Origin of the sequence: Aeromonas schubertii (genome assembly GCF_000820105.1) — a bacterium.
Classification (GTDB): Bacteria; Pseudomonadota; Gammaproteobacteria; order Enterobacterales; family Aeromonadaceae; genus Aeromonas; species Aeromonas schubertii.
This window is the reverse complement of record NZ_CDDB01000071.1, coordinates 1-18,219: the sequence shown is the minus strand read 5'-3', so window position 1 is coordinate 18,219 and position 18,219 is coordinate 1. Positions and strand designations below refer to the sequence as shown.

The window sequence follows — 18,219 nt, the reverse complement described above, 5'->3', positions numbered from 1 at the left end:
TGAAGGCCTTCACCGTTGTTTGTTAAGGTATTTCGATGGACGCACTGGACCTGCTGCTCAATCGTCACTCCTGCGCTCGTCTGAGCGAGCCGGCTCCGGCCGGTGAGGCGCTGGAGAAGATCCTCAAGGCGGGGCTGCGCGCCCCGGATCACGGCACCCTTACCCCCTGGCAATTTATTCTGATTGAGGGGGAGGGGCGTGAGCGTTTCGGCGATCTGTTGGCCGCCGCCGCCGCCGAGCGGGGCGAGCCGGAGGAGGCCATCGAGCGTTGTCTCGACGCACCCCTGCGTGCCCCCCTCATCATCGCCGTGGCCACCCGCTTTCACGATCACCCCAAGGTGCCGCGCTTGGAGCAGGAGCTCTCCGCCGGCTGCGCCGTGATGGCGATGCAGATGGCGGCTCAGGCTCAGGGCTTTAACGGTATCTGGCGCTCGGGCTGGTTTATCTTCGACGACATCGTCGCCAAGGGGTTGGGGTTGGGCGAGGATGATCAGCTGGTGGGATTTCTCTATCTCGGCACCCCGATGACCGAGGTGCGCAAGCTGCGCGAACTGGATCCGGCCCACTTCGTTCGCCGTTTCTGACTCGCAAGCAAAACAGAAGAGGGAGGCCAAGCCTCCCTCTTTCTATTGGGTTTATCCCAGGTGGGTCAAGGGCAGGGCCGTCTTGTGCTTGATACGCCGCAGCACGAAGCTCGAGCGTACCCCGGTCACACCGGGAATATGGGTCAACTTGTCGAGCAGGAAGTGCTGGTAATGCTCCATGTCCTGCACCACCACCTTGAGTTGATAGTCGGCGTCGTTTCCCGTGATGAGATCGCACTCGAGCACTTCGGGCAGTTCGCTGATGGCCCGATCAAACTCGGCGAAACGCTCGGGGGTGTGGCGATCCATGGAGATATGGATGTAGGCGGTCAGGGTGAGCCCCAGGGTGCGGGCGTTGAGCAGGGTGACATGGGCATCGATCAGCCCCGCGTCCTCCAGTGCCTTGACCCGTCGTGAGCAGGGGGAGGGGGAGAGTCCCACCATTTCGGCCAGCTCCAGGTTGCTGATCCGGCCATGCTCCTGCATCAATTCGAGAATATGGCGGTCAATACGATCCAGTTTCAGCATCTTTTTTCCATCATGTGCAATGATTGACTCACAACAACAAGATTAAGGGGTGATGATTGCTAAAACAATCGGAATTTGATGCAACTTCGCAACCACTCTCCCCGCCGATGCCGGTAACCTGTATTCAACTTCTGGTGGTCAAGGGCGCACTCATCCGGGCGCTCTGGCAAAGGTCCCTACCGGGCGCCGGCGCACCACAGTGGTCTGATACCCTTATCCGGGTGGAGGCGACTGGCACAGGGAGCACCATCTCACAGAGTGGCAGCAAGGCAGGCATCCCGGCGCCTGCCTTGTTGCTTTTTGGACGTTTACCATCTTTTCCCGCCCCGTTTTTTGATATCATCCGCCCCTTTCGTTTGAGACTCTATCCCCGTCACGTCGTGTTCTCGAGTGTGTCGTCTTGCTGCATTCAGAGGCGTGAGCGCCTGGCAGACAGATCGCCGGCGTGGCATTTTCGAGCTGTGAGGATGCGGTGCGACCAGGGTGACGCGGTAAACCGGGGAAAGGACGTATCCTTTTCAGGAGAGAGGGTGGATACCGGCAGGCGGAGGACAGCCTGAACTGCTTCATTATTTTGGGTCAGAAAGCGGTGTTTCTGTGAATTCTATGTATGCCGCTCTGCCGGTTCCGTAGCAGCTGAATTGAATCAGCGGCGGCCATTATAGGAAGTCGTTGCCCTTAAAAACACGAAGAACAGTAGGGCGCTTTTTTTCCATATTTTATCGATGATAGGGAGGGGGGATGAGCAGGATGTTGCTGCGCCGTCTGCGTCAGTTGGAGCAGGCATTCGGCGTCGGAGAGGATCAGGCGGTCGGGCTGGAGCAGTTGGAGTCGCTGCTCTGCTGCTCGCGCCGCAATGTCAGCAATATTCTCGCCAGTCTTCAGGAGCAGGGGTGGATCCGCTGGACCGGCGCCGTGGGGCGCGGGCGTCAGTCCGAACTCAGGGTGCTGCTGGGGGGGGATGCGGCCCTCGATGAGTGGGTGGCCAGGCTGCTGTCTACCGGGGATCTGCAGCAGGCCGCCAGGCTGGCGGCCGAGACGACACAGCCGGAGCGGGTCAGCCGGCAGATCAGCCACTTCTTCGAACGCCAGCAGCAAACGGTGCGCTCGCTGGGCGGACTGCTTATCAGCGACTTCCCCGAGCCGAGCACCATAGATCCCGTCGATACCTATCTGCGCAACGAGCTCTATATCACAGAGAACGTCTACGACACCCTGCTCGACTATAACCTGGCCGCCGGCTGCATCATGCCGGCCCTGGCCCACTACTGGGAGGTAGACCCTGGTGTGCCGGCCCTGCGTTTTCGTCTGCGTCCGGATGTGCGCTTCCACCATGGTGAACCTATGACGGTGGCGGCGGCCTGCGCCTCCCTGACCCGCATGCTGACTACCCCGGGACCGTTGCAGCGCATCTATCGGCAGGTGGTCTCTGTGTCTGCCGTCGGTGAACACTGGATCGAGGTGCGTCTGCGCCAACACAACCCGTTGCTCATCTACACCTTCTGCGGCATTCACGGGGCCATCATGGCTGAACAGGGGATCCCCCTTGCCAGCGGCGCCCTGGCGCGCTTCGGTACCGGCCCTTTCCGGATCCAGCAGAGCGACAAGAGCCACATGATTCTGGAGCGTTTCGCCGACTACTATCGGGAGAAACCCCTGGTGGAGCGGGTTGAGCTCTGGTACGCCATGCCCGACCTGCCGAGTAGTGGAAGTCGCATGAGCTTCACCGCCACCGAGGCTCTGGCCAGCCCCGATGCCAGTCGGGTGACCAATCGCCTCGACGGTTTCTTCAGCCTGGGCTTTCGCGTTCGTCCGGGCGCCCGGATCAGTGCCACCGATCTGGGGCGCCTCTATGACTATCTGCAACAGGTGCGTTGGGAGTACAAGATCGAGCCGGTGGTCGATTCGGCCTATGCCCGGGCCCCACTGCCGGTTGAGGGAAATCAGCCCTGTGTCTGTCCCCGACTCTCGGGCACCCTGGTCGTGGCCGAGCCCCATTGGCACTATCCGAGGTTGGCGCACATTGCGGGCTGGATCCGCGAGCGCATCAAGGAGACCGGGCTGACGCTGGTGGATTGCCCCATCGAGAACTACAACGAGCTCGATCAGGTGCGTTGCTGTGCCGATCTCATGCTGGTGAGCGAGTTGCTCGACCCCCCTCCTCTCTATGGCTACTACGAGTGGCTGACCAGCGCGGTCTGTATGCAGTTTGCCCACGATGAGAGGTGGCTCGACGAAGAGCATGAGCGGTTGCTCGAGGCATTCGGTCAGACCCTGGACGAGGGGGAGATCCTGGCTCGGATGCAGGAGGTGGAGCGGCGTTGGCACGGGGAGAAGTCCCTGCTCCATCTGTTTGGCATCACCGAGGAGCTGCATCTGGACAGGGAGGTGCGCGGCGCCATCATAGATCCCAGCGGATTTTGCTCCCTGCGGCGCATCTGGCTCAGCGAGCCGGACGAGTAACAACAGCACGAGCTGTTGTCATATCGTGCTCTCCTGGCAGGTTTGGTGATAAGAAAGCGTTTTTGTTGTGTTTCATATCCGTTAAAAACAGTTGTGGTCAACAAATCCTCTGATTAAGCTAGGCCGGTTTTTTCAAGGACAAGCCCCCCGCAGAGGAGGCGCCACACAATGGAGTATGGAATGACAGCTAGCACACCCATGTTAATCACCTTCCTGGTGTATATCCTCGGGATGGTGCTGATCGGCTTTATCGCCTATCGCGCCACCCGCAACTTCGACGACTACATCCTCGGCGGCCGCCGGATGGGGAGCTGGGTGACCGCCCTCTCCGCCGGTGCCTCCGACATGAGCGGCTGGCTGCTGATGGGCCTGCCGGGCGCCGTCTTCATCAGCGGTATCTCCGAGAGCTGGATCGCCATCGGCTTGGTCATCGGCGCCTACCTCAACTGGCGTTGGGTGGCCGGCCGCCTGCGGGTGCACACCGAGAAGAACCGTAACGCCCTGACCCTGCCGGACTACTTCACCTATCGCTTCGAGGATCACAGCAAGGTGCTGCGCATCCTCTCGGCCCTGGTGATCCTGCTCTTCTTTACTATCTACTGCGCCTCCGGCGTGGTGGCCGGTGCCCGATTGTTCGAGAGCACCTTCGGCATGGATTACAACACCGCCCTCTGGGTCGGTGCTGCCGCCACCATCACCTACACCTTCTTCGGTGGCTTCCTCGCGGTGAGCTGGACCGATACGGTGCAGGCGACCCTGATGATCTTCGCCCTGATCCTCACCCCTGTGTTTGTCATCATCGCGGTCGGTGGTATCGACAGCGCCATGATCGAGGTCGCCGCCAAGAGCGCCAGCAACCTCGACATGTTCAAAAACCTCGACATCATCGCCATCGTCTCCCTGATGGCCTGGGGCTTGGGCTACTTCGGTCAGCCTCATATCCTGGCGCGCTTCATGGCGGCAGACTCTCACCACTCCATGGTCAGCGCCCGCCGCATCAGCATGACCTGGATGGTGCTCTGCCTTGCCGGTGCCGTGGCCATCGGTTTCTTCGGCCTGGCCTACTTCGCCGCTTTCCCGGATCTGGCGGCCAGCGTGAGTGCCAACCCGGAGCGGGTCTTTATCGAGCTCTCCAAGCTGCTCTTTAACCCCTGGATCGCCGGCGTGCTGCTCTCCGCCATCCTGGCGGCGGTGATGAGTACCCTCAGCTGCCAACTGCTGGTCTGCTCGAGCGCCATCACCGAAGACCTCTACAAGCCGTTTTTGCGCAAGAACGCCTCCCAGCGCGAGCTGGTGTGGGTGGGCCGCCTGATGGTGTTGGCCATCGCCCTGGTGGCCATCGCGGTCGCCATGAACCCGGAGAACCGGGTGTTGGGGCTGGTGAGCTATGCCTGGGCAGGCTTCGGAGCCGCCTTCGGGCCGGTCGTGCTGCTCTCCGTGCTGTGGCCGCGCATGACCCGCAACGGCGCCCTGGCAGGCATGCTGGTCGGTGCGATCACCGTCATCGTCTGGAAGCAGTTCGGTTGGCTGGGCCTGTATGAGATCATCCCGGGCTTTGCCTTCGCCAGCCTTGCCATCGTGCTGGGCAGTCTGCTCGGCGAGGCGCCCTCCAGAGCCATGTTGGAGCGCTTCCACGAGGCGGAAGCGGAGTTTAATCAGCCCGATCTGGGCGATGCAGTGCCCGAGCGGGGTTGAGTGTGAGGAGGGAGGCCGGCGGCCTCCCTCCTGTTTTTGGCTCAATCGTTGTCATTGATGGACTCAATTGGAAGAATTGTGGCTCATAGTTTCGATTGATATATTCCTCCGGTCTCAACGGGGAGAACGCAATGAGCAAGGTATTAGACGAACTGCTGGCGCTGCTGGCACTGGAGAAAATCGAAGAGGGACTGTTTCGCGGCCAGAGCGAGGATCTGGGTCTGCGCGCCGTGTTTGGTGGTCAGGTGATGGGGCAAGCCCTGTCGGCGGCCAAGCAGACGGTGGCGGCCGATCGCCAGGTGCACAGCTTCCACTCCTACTTCCTGCGCCCGGGGGATGTGAACCACCCCATCGTCTATGACGTGGAGAACATCCGCGATGGCCAGAGCGTCTCGACCCGTCGGGTCAAGGCGATCCAGTACGGCAAGCCCATCTTCTACCTCAATGCCTCGTTCCAGGTGGAGGCAGACGGCTTCGAGCATCAGGCGGCTATGCCCCAGGGGATCACGCCGCCCGAGCAGCTCAAGAGCGAGCTGGAGCTGGTGCGCCCCTACGAGCAACAGATCCCGCCGGATCTGCGCGCCAAGATCATGTGCGAGAAGCCCATCGAGATCCGCCCGGTCACCCTGGTCGACCCGATCCGCCCCGACGTGCACGAGCCCCTGCGTCACGTCTGGTTCAAGGCTAACGGTCAGATGCCTGACGACCCCCGGGTGCACAAGTATCTGCTCGCCTACGCCTCGGATTTCCACTTCCTGTTCACCGCCCTCCAGCCCCACGGGGTCTCCTACTGGGAGCCGGATATGCAGGTGGCCACCATCGATCACTCCATGTGGTTCCACCGGGATTTTCGCCTCGACGACTGGCTGCTCTACGTGGTCGACAGCCCGAGTGCCTCGGGTGGGCGCGGCCTGGTGCGCGGCCAGTTCTTCACCCGCGATGGGGTGCTGGTGGCGAGCACCGTACAAGAGGGGGTGATCCGCCGCAAGCCGGCGTGATGCCATCGAGACGGGAGCCCAGGCTCCCGTTTTTCTTTGTACATTCGGTTACAGACGGTCACCAAAGCACCACTGAAGGGGGGCCTGGTCAGGCATAGCATCATCATCAAGGACGCGGCGACTCGCCCCTCCTCATCTGACTCACCAGGAGATTTGCCATGAAAAAGATGCTCCCCTTGATCCTTGCCGGCCTGTTTGGCCTCTCTTCTGTCACCGCCATGGCCGCCCCGATGACGGCGAATACACCGGCCAAGGCCACCACTAGCCAGCAGATCGTACACAAAAAGCCGGTGAACAAGGCGGCGACCAAGCCCGCCGTGCAAAAGACCCAGGCGGCCAAGAAAGTGCACAAGAAGCCGGTGAACAAGGCGGCGACCAAGCCCGCCGTGCAAAAGACCCAGGCGGCCAAGAAAGTGCACAAGAAGCCGGTGAACAAGGTGGCGACCAAGCCCGCCGTACAAAAGACCCAGGCGGCCAAGAAAGTGCACAAGAAGCCGGTGAACAAGGCGGTGACCAAGCCCGCCGTGCAAAAGACCCAGGCGGCCAAGAAAGTGCACAAGAAGCACAAGAAGGCAACCACTCAGCCGATCAACAAGGGGTGATGAGCAAGGTATGAATCGGGGGCTGCGGCCCCCTTTATCGTTGGAGTCCTCCATGCTGCGACCACTCTTTTGCCTGCTCTTCTTGCTGCTGAACGCCCCCGCTCATGCCGACGAGCAGCGCCAACTGCTGTTTGGCCACGACGATCGCCAGGTGGTGCCGACCCATGTCGCTCCCTGGCAGAGCCTGGCTCGTATCGAGACGGCCGGTGACAACCTCTGCAGCGGCGCCCTGATCGCCCCCCACTGGGTGTTGAGCGCAGGCCACTGTTTTCTGACCCCCTCTCTTCACCTCGACCCGGCCTTGCGGGTCACCCTGGCCGGCAGTCCCCGCTCCTATCACCCCGACCGTGTCTATCTGTCGCGAGCGCTGGGCCGGGGATTGCAACCGGACGGTGAGGGATTTGCCATCACCCCGGCCGCCGGCCCTCTCGACGTGGCCCTGGTGCACCTGCCCGAGGCCGCCGATCTGCCTGCCTTGACGCTTTGGCAAGGCTCGTCCTCGGCACTGGCCGAGCGCCTCGCCCGCGAGCCGGTCGCCCAGGCGGGCTATCCGGTCGATCATCCGGACACCCTGCTGGCTCACCGTCGGTGCCGGGTCGAGCGTCTCGATAAACGCGGCATGCTGGAGCATCGCTGCGATACCCTGGCCGGCGACAGCGGCTCTCCTCTCTTGTTACAGAGTGCGGGGGGCTGGCAGGTGGTGGGGGTGCAGAGCTCGGCTCCCGAGGCGGCGCAGCGGGAGCGCGCCGACAACCTGGCGGTGGCCATTCCCGTCGTGGCGCCTCTCCTCTTTGGCTGGATGGACAAGCATGTCTGATGTGAAAGAGGCCGCATGATGCGGCCTCTTGTGGTCTTCGATGACGGGCGTCATCAGAAGATAAGGTGTGCCACAGCGGCGATCACCGGCAGGGTGATCAGGGTGCGCATCAGGAAGATGAGGAACAACTCCCACAGCTTGACCGGGATCTTGCTGCCAAGCAGCAGGGCGCCCACTTCCGACATATAGATGAGCTGGGTCACTGACAGGGCCGCGATGACGAAGCGGGTCATCTCGCTCTCGATGGAAGAGGCGAGGATGGCCGGGATAAACATGTCGGCGAAGCCCACCATGATGGTGCGGGAGGCGGCTTCAGCCTCGGGCAGCCGCAGCAGCTCGAGCAGGGGCACGAAGGGGGCGCCCAGCCAGGTGAACAATGGGGTGTGCTCGGCCAGCATCAGGGCACAGGTACCGATGGCCATCACCACGGGCAGCACGCCAAACACCATATCCAGGGCGTTTTTGAGCCCCTCGCGGGCCACGGCGCCGAAGTCGGTGACACTCTCGGCCTTTTTAAGGGCGCGTTCGAAGCCATAGCTCAGGATGCCATGCTCGTGGGGCACCGCCTCATGCTTGCGGCACAGGGGGGTTCCGTCGCTATAGACATCCTTCTTCCAGCACAGGGGGGGCAGGCGCGGCACTATGATGGCGGCGACCACGCCGGCCAGGCAGACGGTCAGGTAGAAGGGGACAAACAGGTGAGCCAGCTTGACCTGGGAGATAACCACCAGGCAGAAGGTGATGGAGACGGCAGAGAAGGTGGTGCCGATAACGGCCGCTTCGCGCTGGGTGTAGAACTTGCCTTCGTACTGTTTGCTGGTGAGCAGGATACCGACGCTGCCGTCACCGAGCCAGGAGGCGAAGCAGTCGACCGCCGAGCGGCCGGGCAGGCGGAATACCGGGCGCATGATGCGGGTCATCATGGTGCCGACAAACTCCAGCAGACCAAAATCCAGCAGCAGGGGCAGCAGCAGGCCGGCGAAGATGAAGACAGAGAAAAGCACCGGCAGCAGGTCGTGCAGTACCAGGCCACCGGTAGCGTCACTGCGCAGGGCCTCGGGGCCGATGCCGAAGAAGGTAAGCAGTACGAAGACGCCGCCCAGGATCCGGACCAGGGCCCAGAAGGGGGAGACGTTGAACAGGCTGTTCAGGAACGGGCGTCTGACCAGGATGGCGGGCTTGAATAGCCAGGCGATCAGGGTCAGTACCATAGTGGTGGTGATGATGCCGCTCACCATGGCGACCAGATGGTCGGCCAATACCGTCTGTACCGTTTTGGCCAGTACGGCAACCGGTATGGTGATATCCCCCTGGTGTTGGACCGGGGTCATGAAGAGCAGGATCCCGATGAGTGACGGGATCAAAAAGACGAGCAGATTGCGCCGGGTGTTGAGCCGGGGCGCGGCCAGGGTTTTCTCCAGCATGGAACGGTTGCCTTCTTCATCAATTGTTATGTTGTCATCTGCCCGCATCTGCATACACATGCTGCATAACGCCAAGCGGGCGAAAGAATACCCCAAAAAAGCACCCAGACAAGCCTTTATTGGCCTGTAAAGTGAATAATTATTTGTGGTTTCGAACGGGGAAGGCTTATTTTTGGTGTTTTCATTCATTAACAAATGAAAGCGCAGTTTTTTATTTTTGTTGCTGCGGTGTTAATGGGTGGGTTTTGGCGAAATTGACCAGGGGAGAGGAAAGGTAGAGTAAAGCGGACTGAGGGGGCCTGGGCCCCCTCGCGAGTGCGGTGATCAGGCGACCAGTTTGGCAAAGCAGCGATCGGCCGCCGCCAGGGTGTGCTCGATCTCGTTATCGCCGTGGGCCATGGAGAGGAAGCCGGCCTCGTAGGCGCTGGGGGCCAGATAGACGCCCTCTTCCAGCATCAGATGGTAGAAGCGCTTGAACTTCTCCATGTCACAACGGGTGACTTGATCAAAGCGGGTGATGGTTGGCTCGTCGGTGAAGAAGAAACCGAACATGCCACCCACCTGATTGATGGCCAGCGGGATGCCGTGTTTGGCGGCGGCGGCCTTGAGCCCCTCGGCGATGCGGGCTGTCTTCTCATTGAGCGCCTCGTAGAGACCCGGTTGCTCGAGCAGATCCATCATGGCCAGACCTGCCGCCATGGCGATGGGGTTGCCCGACAGGGTACCGGCCTGGTAGACGGGGCCGGTCGGCGCTATGTGCTGCATGATTTCGCGCTTGCCACCGAAGGCGCCCACCGGCATGCCGGCACCGATGATCTTGCCCAGGGTGGTGAGATCCGGCGTGATGCCGTAGTAGCCTTGGGCTCCCTGTTTGGAGACCCGAAAGCCGGTCATCACCTCGTCGAGGATCAGCACGCTGCCGTACTGGTCACAGAGGGCACGCAGCCCCTCGAGGAAGCCCGGTACCGGCGGGATGCAGTTCATGTTGCCGGCCACCGGCTCGACGATGATGCAGGCGATCTCCTGGCCATACTGGACAAAGGCTTCCTCGACCGAGGCGAGATCGTTATAGGTACAGGTCAGGGTGTGTTTGGCAAAGTCGGCCGGGACGCCCGGACTATTGGGTTGGCCCAGGGTGAGGGCACCTGAGCCTGCCTTGACCAGCAGGGAGTCGGCATGACCATGGTAGCACCCTTCAAACTTGAGGAGCTTGTCGCGGCCGGTGTAGCCGCGGGCCAGCCGGATGGCGCTCATGGTCGCCTCTGTGCCGGAGTTGACCATGCGCACCTGCTCCATGGAGGGGACGATAGCGCGCACGCGCTCGGCCATGCGTACCTCGATCTCGGTCGGGGCGCCGTAGCTCAGACCCTTCTCGACGGCGGCGATGACGGCCCCCTTGATGGCCGGGTGGTTGTGGCCGAGCAGCATGGGGCCCCAGGAGCCGATGTAGTCCACATAGGCCTTGCCATCCACGTCGTAGAGATAGGCGCCGTCGGCGTGGTCGATGAAGACCGGGGTGCCGCCCACGCCGTTAAAGGCGCGTACCGGCGAGTTGACGCCACCGGGAATGCTGTGACGGGCCTGCTCAAACAGCTGATCTGACTTTGACATGGATCATCCTTAACTGGAATTGTAGGGGGAGGGGAGGGCGCCGTGGCCGCTTTGGGGTCGGCAGCGCAGGCATGCAGGTGTATGATGCTGCGCTCTGCTCCTGCGCCCTCGCCATTGAAACGGCCTGACTATACCAGAAAGCGGGTGCCTTGGCAGAGTCACCCCCAGACTGAACGAGAACAGGTTTTTCCATGCAAGATGCTGCTTCCCTCTCTCCTCGTCGCCTCGTATTGCGTCGTTTGATCGAAAAGAGAATGCCCCTGTGGGTATTGCTGCTGGCAGCCCTGGTGGGCTCCCTGGCGGGCGCCGTCTGCGCGCTCTTTGAACTCTCCGTCAACCGCCTCATCGAGGGGCGCCTCGGCTGGCTCGGTGAGCACCCCTGGTGGCAGGCCATCTTCCTCGCCTTTCTGGTCAGCGCCCTGCTTGGTTTGGTGGGTTACTGGCTGACCCACGCCTTTGCCCCCGAGGCGGGAGGGTCGGGCATCCCCGAGATCGAGGGGGCCATGGAGGAGCTGCGACCGGTGCGCTGGTGGCGGGTGTTGCCGGTGAAGTTCTTCGGGGGGCTGTGCACCCTGGGATCGGGCATGGTGCTCGGCCGTGAGGGACCCTCGGTGCAGATCGGGGGCAATCTGGGTCAGATGGTGGCCGACCTCTTCCGCCTGCCCAAGGAGCATGGTCATGCCCTGCTGGCCGCCGGTGCGGCCGGTGGTCTGGCGGCGGCGTTCAATGCGCCTCTTGCCGGCATCCTCTTCGTGATGGAGGAGATGCGGCCCCAGTTTCGCTACTCCTTCCTGGCCATCAAGGCGGTGGGGCTATCGGCCATCATGGGCACATTGGTGTTGCAGGCCATCCGGGGCCAGCATCCCGCCATCACCCTACCTCACTACCAGGCTCCCCAGCTGCAGGCGCTCTGGCTCTTCCTCTGCATGGGGCTGGCGTTCGGAGTGCTCGGATTTGTCTTCAACAAGCTGGTACTCGCCTGTCAGGACGGCTATCTGGCCCTGCACCGTAACCGCCGCTGGCGCTTCGTGGGGATCGGCATGCTGGTGGCGGGCCTCTTCGGGGTGCTCTCCCTCTATGCGCCCCCCATCAGCGGTGGTGGTATCGAGTTGATCCCCCACCTGGTGCGCGGTGACTATGCCATGGCGACCCTCTTCCTTATTTTTGTCGCTCGTCTCATCGCCACCCTCATCTGTTTCTGCTCCGGTGCACCGGGGGGGGTGTTTGCGCCTACCCTGGCCCTGGGGACCCTGTTTGGAGTCACCTTCGGCTATCTGTTTCATGCCGCCTTCCCTGAACTTGGCATCGAGCCTGGAGCCTTCGCCATCGCCGGCATGGGGGCCCTGTTTGCCGCTACCGTACGTGCGCCCATCACCGGCATAGTGCTGGTGACAGAAATGACCGACAACTATCAACTGATCTTGCCCATGATGATCACCACCATGGGGGCCACCCTGATGGCCCAGTGGTTGGGGGGACGTCCCATCTATAGCCAGATCCTGGAGCGGACCCTGCGGCTGGCCCGCGAGCGCGAAGCCCAGTGCAAAACTGGTTAAATGGTGTGGGCACTGGCACACTCTGGGGAGATGTGTTGGTATCCGAGAGGTAACATGACCAAGTTGAGTGGTAAGTGGTTATGGGGGCTCGGCCTGCTGCCCGGGCTGGCGATCGGTTATCTGGCGGGCCACTGGCAGGAGCTGGGGAGTGCCAGCCTTATTGAGGTGCAGCAGAAGACCCTCACCCTGCAGAGCGAGGGGCTGACCCGGCTCAAGCAGGAGTTGGAGGTCAAAAATACCCGGCTTACGACACAGCAGACCGCCTTCGAGCAGTTACAGCAGACGCTCAAGGGGCAGGAGGCGCAGATCCAGGAGCAGAAGCGCCAGCTGGCCTTCTTCGAGCGTATCATGCGCCCCGGCAGCGAGCAGACCGGGGTCTCTATCGACAATTTGAGTGTCGAAACCACGAGCGTACCCGGTCGCTTTCACTATCGTCTGGCTCTGATCCAGGCCGCCAAGCAGCGGGAGTTGTTCAGAGGGCAGGTGGTGATTCGTGTCGAGGGGAGCCTGGAGGGCAAGCCCAAGTCTCTCAACGGCACGGCCCTGGGGATGAAGGCCGGGTCGGCCAGTTATGCCCTGCGTTATTTCCAGCTACTCGAGGGGGATTGGCAACTGCCCGAGGGGTTTGTGCCAGACAAGGTGATCCTCACCATTCCCAAGCAGGGAAGGCAGCCAGCCCAGCGCATGGTGGTCGGCTGGGGCGAGGTACTCAAGCCGCTGGCCGTGCCCCAGGTTGCCCCTGCGGGTTGAATACTTGAACCCCGCGGTCGGGTATTGGATAATCCCGCCGTCCATACGTTAAGAGGTCAGACATGAGCGTTGAATTGGAGACACCCTTGCCCATCCAGATGACGGATGCTGCGGCAAACAAGGTGAAATCCCTCATCACCGAGGAGGAGAATCCGGAGCTGAAGCTGCGGGTCTATATCACGGGTGGTGGCTGCTCCGGTTTCCAATACGGCTTCACCTTCGATGAGAAGATCAACGAAGGGGATACCGTGGTCGAGAAGAATGGCGTCATCATGGTTATTGACCCCATGAGCCTGCAGTATCTGGTCGGTGGTAGCGTTGACTACACCGAAGGGCTGGAGGGGTCACGCTTTACCGTGACCAACCCCAACGCCACGACCACCTGTGGCTGCGGCTCCAGCTTCTCTATCTGACAAAGGCCCTGCGGGGCCTTTTGTTTTCCCCCCATTCTGTCTCTTCTTATCTTCCCGCTATTTGGCTAAGTTAACCAATCTGTGGTCAGTTTGACCGCGGAGAACGGACGATTGTTTTTTAACTTATTGAATTTAAAGGCGTGCCATGTTTGGCACGTCTCTTGATACCCGGTCCAGGTCAAGGAGACAGGCTGACTCACCGGCACAAGGAGAGCGGCAGGACCCCAATAAGGCATACGTCAGGAAGAGAGTATGAATAACAAATGGAAAGCGAAACTGGCGGCGCATCCCGCCTGGCTGGCTGCTGGCATGGCCGCAGCCGTGATCCTCTGGTTTACCCGGGGCGAGATTGTGGGGGTGGGTGAGCAGACGCCACCGACCGCCAAAGAGATAGCGGCTCCCCTGCCCAAGGTGCGGGTCAGGACCATGGTGGCCGAACCCATAGAACACACCCTCACCCTGTACGGACGCACCGAGCCGGAGCGCGTCTCCCGCCTCGCGGCAGAGGTCTCGGGGCGCATCGAGGCGGTGCTGGTGGAGAAAGGGAGCTGGGTGGACGCCGGCCAACCCCTGCTGCGTATTGCCGCCGACCACAGACCGGTCCAGCTTAAACGCGCCGAGGCTCAGCTCGCCTTGCGCGAGCTCGAGGTCCAGGGAGCACGCAAGTTGGCCCACCAGGGATTTCAGGGGCGGGTGCAGCTGATCGAGAAGGAGGCCGCACTGGCCGAGGCGCGCGCCGATGTCGAGCGGCTGCGCCTCGAGCTTGCCAACACCACGGTGCGGGCTCCTTTTGCCGGCATTCTCAATAGCCGTAGTGTTGAGGTGGGGCAGTATGTGGGAGTGGGCGATCCCCTGCTGGAGGTCGCCGATAACGATCCCCTGCTGATCCGGGCCGATGTAACCGAGCTGGATATCGGCTTGCTGAATCAGGGGGGAGAGGCTCATATCCGTCTGAGTGGCAAGCAGGATGCCGACGGTATCATTCGCTACCTCTCCAGGGTGTCGGATCCGGCTACCAATACCTTCGCCGTCGAGGTGACCATGGCCAATCCCGGCAGTCGTCTGCCTGCCGGTACCAGCGCCGAGCTGCAGATCCCCCTCGGCAAGCAGCTGGCCATTCCCCTGAGCCCGGCTCTGCTGGCCCTCGATGAGGCGGGGCGCCTCGGCATCAAGTCGGTAGAGGGGGACAAGGTGAAGTTTACCCCGGCCAGACTGGTTCGAACCGGCCCGGAGGGAAGCTGGCTTGGCGACGTTGGGCCACAACTGGATGTGATCACCGTGGGGCAGGGCTTCGTCTCGGCCGGTGACCGGGTCGAGGTGGTGCGGGAAGCTGCCAGCGGGGAGACGCGCTCATGAATGCCTTGATCGACGGAGCCATGCACCGTGCCCGCACCATGATCTCCATCCTGGTGCTGTTGCTGGTAGCCGGGTTTCTCACCTATCGGGATATCCCCAAGGAGGCCGATCCGGACGTCACCATTCCCTTCATCTATGTCTCTATCGTCCACGATGGTATCTCGCCGGAAGATGCCGAGCGGATGCTGATCCGCCCCATGGAGACCGAACTGCGCGGTCTGGACGGGATCAAGGAGATGAGCGCCACCGCGAGTGAAGGACATGGCTCCGTGCTGCTCGAGTTTGAGGCGGGGCGTGATCCGGCCGAGGCGCTCAACGATGTTCGTGATCGAGTGAGTCTGGCCAAGGCCAAGTTACCCCAGGGGACCGAAGAGCCGGTGGTGCGTGAAGTGACCATGGCCGACGAGAATCCGGTCCTGACCCTCAACCTCACCGGCAATGCGCCCGAGCGTGCTTTGATCACCCTGGCCCGTGAGCTCAAGGAGAAGATCGAGGGGCTGCGCGAGGTGCTCGAGGTGGAGATTGGGGGCGATCGTACCGATATCGTCGAGGTGCTGGTCGACCCGTTGCGCCTGCAGAGTTACAACCTGGATCAGAACGACATCTACAACCTGCTGTCGCGCAACAATCGCCTGGTCGCGGCGGGGACACTGGACACTGGTCTGGGGCGTTTCGCCGTCAAGGTGCCCTCTGTCTTCGAGAGCATCCAGGATGTGATGACCATGCCCATCAAGGTTGAGGGCAATAGAGTCATTACCTTCCAGGACGTGGCCGAGATAAGGCGTGCCTATAGTGACCCCCTGACGGTAGCCCGCATCAATGGTCACCCCTCCATCTCGCTGGATATCAAGAAGCGCCCCGGAGAGAACGTGATCGACACGGTGCGCAAGGTTCGCGAGCTGGTGGCTCGTGAGCAGGCCATCTGGCCCGGCAATGTTCAACCTGTCTACACCTGGGACGCCTCGGAAGGGGTGGTGCAGATGCTCGGCGATCTGCAAAACAATGTGCTGTCGGCGGTGCTGCTGGTGGTGATCGTCATCGTGGCTACCCTGGGGCTGCGCAGTGCGAGCCTGGTGGCTATCTCAATTCCGGGCTCCTTCCTTACCGGTATTCTGGTGCTGGCGGTATGCGGTTACACCATCAACATAGTGGTGCTCTTTGCGCTTATCATGGCGGTGGGCATGTTGGTTGATTCGGCCATCGTCGTCACCGAGTATGCGGATAGGGCCATGTCGGAGGGGGCCAACCGTCGCGAGGCCTATGGTGAGGCCGGCCGACGCATGGCCTGGCCCATCATCGCCTCGACGGCGACGACCCTGGCTGCCTTTGCGCCGCTCATCTTCTGGCCCGGGATCATGGGGGAGTTTATGAAGTATCTCCCCATTACCCTCATCGCCACGCTGGCTGCCTCCCTGGTGATGGCGCTTTGCTTCGTCCCCGTGCTGGGAGGATTGATCGGTAAATCGCGTCCCGTCTCCGAGCGCGAGCGCGGTCAACTGATGCAGTCGGAGCAGGGGGATATCCTGACCCTGTCGGGGTGGAGTGGGCGTTATGTGCGTGTGCTGGCCTGGGCCATTGAACGGCCGGTGAAGATATTGGTCGGCGCCCTGCTGTTTGCGGTACTGGTGATCGTGGGTTTTGCCAACTCCAACCTGGGCAGTGAGTTCTTCCCAAGTGGTGAACCCGATGGCGCCAACCTGATTGTGCGTTCCCACGGGGATCTCGCTACCCGGGAGAAGGATGCCCTGATGCGGGAGCTGGAGCAGGCGCTGCTGCCTGTTCGCGATATCAAGACACTCTATACCCTGACCGGTGGCGAAGATCGCATCGGGAGTTTTCGTCTCAATTTTCACGACTGGAGTGAGCGTCGCCCTGCCAAGGCGATCCTGGCCGAGGTGCGCGAGCGATTGAGCGGTTATGCCGGCGTCGAGATCGATGTGCGCGAGGATCAGAACGGCCCTCCCAGTGGACGGGACCTCAAGCTGGAGGTGAGCTCCCGCTATCCCGAGTTGCTCGCCCAAACTGCCAGGCAACTGCGTCAGGCGCTCGAGCAGGATGGGGCCTTCGTCAACGTGCAGGATAATGGCAGCCGGCCCGGCATCGAATGGCAGCTCAAGATAGACAGGGGAGACGCGGCGCGCTTTGGTGCCGATGCCACCCTGGTGGGGTCGACCGTCCAGTTTGTCACCTCGGGCCTCAAGCTCGGCGAATACCGGGCCGACGATGTGGACGATGAGCTCGATATCCGGGTCCGTTTCCCGAGTGAGTATCGCACCATAGACAGGCTCTCCGAGCTGCGCCTCAAGACGGCCCAGGGACAGGTCCCCATCACCAACCTGGCCAGTCTGCAACCCAGGCCCAAGACCGATGTGATCCGCAAGGTCGATGGCCGCCAGGTCATCACACTGCAGGCGGACATGGCCGAAGGCAAGCTACTCAGCCTCGAGTTGCCCCGAGTGATGAAGGGCCTGGAGGGGATGGCGCTGGATCCTCGTGTGAGCGTGCAAGCCAAGGGACAAAATGAAGAGCAGGATGAGTCATCTGCCTTTCTGGGCAAGGCCTTTATGGTGGCGCTCTTCCTGATAGCCATCATTCTGGTGACTCAGTTCAACTCCTTCTATCAGGCATTGTTGATCCTTACCGCCGTCCTGTTCAGTACGGTGGGAGTGCTGTTGGGACTGATGCTGGCAAGACAGCCCTTCGGCATCGTCATGTCGGGGATCGGGGTGATCGCCCTGGCGGGCATCGTCGTTAACAACAACATAGTGTTGATCGATACCTTCAATCAGCTGCGCAGAGAGGGGGTTACCCTGCAAGAGGCGATACTGCGTACCGGAGCCCAGCGTCTGCGCCCCGTGCTGCTGACGACGGTGACCACCATCCTCGGCCTGCTGCCTATGGTGCTCAAGATTAACCTCGACTTTCTGACGCCCAAGATAGAGTTGGGGGGGCCTTCCACTGCCTTCTGGAGCCAGCTTGCGACTACGGTTGCCGGTGGGCTGGCCTTTGCCACCTTGCTGACGCTGGTGCTGACCCCCTGTCTGTTGGCCCTCGGGGAGCGGCGGCGCGAGCGTAAGCAGCATAAGTTACGTCAGGTGGCATGAGCTCTGATCTGACGCCTCAGGGAGGCAAAGCCCTCGGAGGTGGATCATACTGTCGATCCACCTTTGGTTGGCGCAACAGTGAAAAGGCTGTTTTTTAAACGATAGGGTTTGATTTTAAAAAACTTTTGAAAAAGCCCTTGCCATCCCGGCGCGCCTCCCTATAATGCGCCCTCACCAGCACGGCGGATGACGCCGGATGGTCAGCGAGTTGGCAACGCCAACCTGGCTGCGAAAGAAAAGCGATAATGACGCTTGACTTTCAAAATGAGGGGCGTAAGATGCGCAGCCTCAGCCGACAAGGCAACGTTCTTTAACAAA

The 18,219-nt window shown here is 61.5% G+C and carries 14 protein-coding genes; 11 read left to right on the top strand and 3 right to left on the bottom strand.

What is annotated here, in order from left to right:
• The first annotated feature begins 35 nt into the window (after positions 1 to 35).
• Positions 36 to 584: an NAD(P)H nitroreductase gene (locus tag BN1133_RS14505; RefSeq protein ID WP_050667210.1), complete on the top strand. Its 549-nt coding sequence runs from the start codon at positions 36 to 38 to the stop codon at positions 582 to 584.
• A 51-nt stretch (positions 585 to 635) separates the two neighbouring features.
• Here BN1133_RS14505 and BN1133_RS14500 read toward each other — a convergent pair whose 3' ends face one another.
• A complete protein-coding gene (locus BN1133_RS14500; protein WP_050667209.1) occupies positions 636 to 1,112 on the bottom strand; it encodes an Lrp/AsnC family transcriptional regulator in 477 nt (158 codons plus the stop codon).
• 741 nt (positions 1,113 to 1,853) lie between these two features.
• Between BN1133_RS14500 and BN1133_RS14495 the strand changes: the two genes are divergently transcribed.
• From BN1133_RS14495 to BN1133_RS14475, 5 genes are all read left to right on the top strand, one after another.
• Entirely contained in the window at positions 1,854 to 3,575 is a 1,722-nt protein-coding gene (locus BN1133_RS14495; protein WP_050667208.1) for an ABC transporter substrate-binding protein, read from the top strand.
• A 180-nt stretch (positions 3,576 to 3,755) separates the two neighbouring features.
• Positions 3,756 to 5,270, top strand: a complete 1,515-nt coding sequence (putP, locus tag BN1133_RS14490) for a sodium/proline symporter PutP (protein WP_050667207.1) — start codon at positions 3,756 to 3,758, stop codon at positions 5,268 to 5,270.
• Positions 5,271 to 5,401: 131 nt separating this feature from the next.
• Complete coding sequence (gene tesB, locus BN1133_RS14485; protein ID WP_050667206.1) at positions 5,402 to 6,268, top strand: acyl-CoA thioesterase II; 867 nt, start codon at positions 5,402 to 5,404, stop codon at positions 6,266 to 6,268.
• A 158-nt stretch (positions 6,269 to 6,426) separates the two neighbouring features.
• On the top strand, positions 6,427 to 6,870 hold the full coding sequence (asr, locus tag BN1133_RS14480; protein ID WP_050667205.1) for an acid resistance repetitive basic protein Asr: 444 nt from the start codon (positions 6,427 to 6,429) through the stop codon (positions 6,868 to 6,870).
• Between the two features lie 52 nt (positions 6,871 to 6,922).
• A complete protein-coding gene (locus BN1133_RS14475; RefSeq protein WP_050667204.1) occupies positions 6,923 to 7,687 on the top strand; it encodes a trypsin-like serine peptidase in 765 nt (254 codons plus the stop codon).
• A 53-nt stretch (positions 7,688 to 7,740) separates the two neighbouring features.
• Here BN1133_RS14475 and BN1133_RS14470 read toward each other — a convergent pair whose 3' ends face one another.
• Together BN1133_RS14470 and hemL are read right to left on the bottom strand one after the other, a co-directional pair.
• Positions 7,741 to 9,111 (bottom strand): YjiH family protein, encoded by a 1,371-nt coding sequence (locus BN1133_RS14470; protein WP_050667203.1) that lies wholly within the window; start codon positions 9,109 to 9,111, stop codon positions 7,741 to 7,743.
• A 324-nt stretch (positions 9,112 to 9,435) separates the two neighbouring features.
• Positions 9,436 to 10,722, bottom strand: a complete 1,287-nt coding sequence (gene hemL / locus BN1133_RS14465; RefSeq protein ID WP_050667202.1) for a glutamate-1-semialdehyde 2,1-aminomutase — start codon at positions 10,720 to 10,722, stop codon at positions 9,436 to 9,438.
• A 191-nt stretch (positions 10,723 to 10,913) separates the two neighbouring features.
• On the opposite strand from hemL, the gene clcA reads away from it, so the two are divergent.
• From clcA to BN1133_RS14440, 5 genes are all read left to right on the top strand, one after another.
• Positions 10,914 to 12,278: a H(+)/Cl(-) exchange transporter ClcA gene (clcA, locus tag BN1133_RS14460; protein ID WP_050667201.1), complete on the top strand. Its 1,365-nt coding sequence runs from the start codon at positions 10,914 to 10,916 to the stop codon at positions 12,276 to 12,278.
• A 63-nt stretch (positions 12,279 to 12,341) separates the two neighbouring features.
• Positions 12,342 to 13,028 (top strand): DUF6776 family protein, encoded by a 687-nt coding sequence (locus BN1133_RS14455; protein ID WP_404976999.1) that lies wholly within the window; start codon positions 12,342 to 12,344, stop codon positions 13,026 to 13,028.
• A gap of 62 nt (positions 13,029 to 13,090) precedes the next feature.
• Positions 13,091 to 13,441 (top strand): iron-sulfur cluster insertion protein ErpA, encoded by a 351-nt coding sequence (gene erpA, locus BN1133_RS14450; protein WP_050667199.1) that lies wholly within the window; start codon positions 13,091 to 13,093, stop codon positions 13,439 to 13,441.
• Between the two features lie 252 nt (positions 13,442 to 13,693).
• Positions 13,694 to 14,797, top strand: coding sequence for an efflux RND transporter periplasmic adaptor subunit (locus tag BN1133_RS14445; RefSeq protein WP_050667198.1), 1,104 nt, complete (start codon positions 13,694 to 13,696; stop codon positions 14,795 to 14,797).
• Complete coding sequence (locus BN1133_RS14440) at positions 14,794 to 17,901, top strand: efflux RND transporter permease subunit (protein WP_050667197.1); 3,108 nt, start codon at positions 14,794 to 14,796, stop codon at positions 17,899 to 17,901. The genes BN1133_RS14445 and BN1133_RS14440 overlap by 4 nt, the downstream gene beginning before the upstream one ends.
• Positions 17,902 to 18,219: the final 318 nt, after the last annotated feature.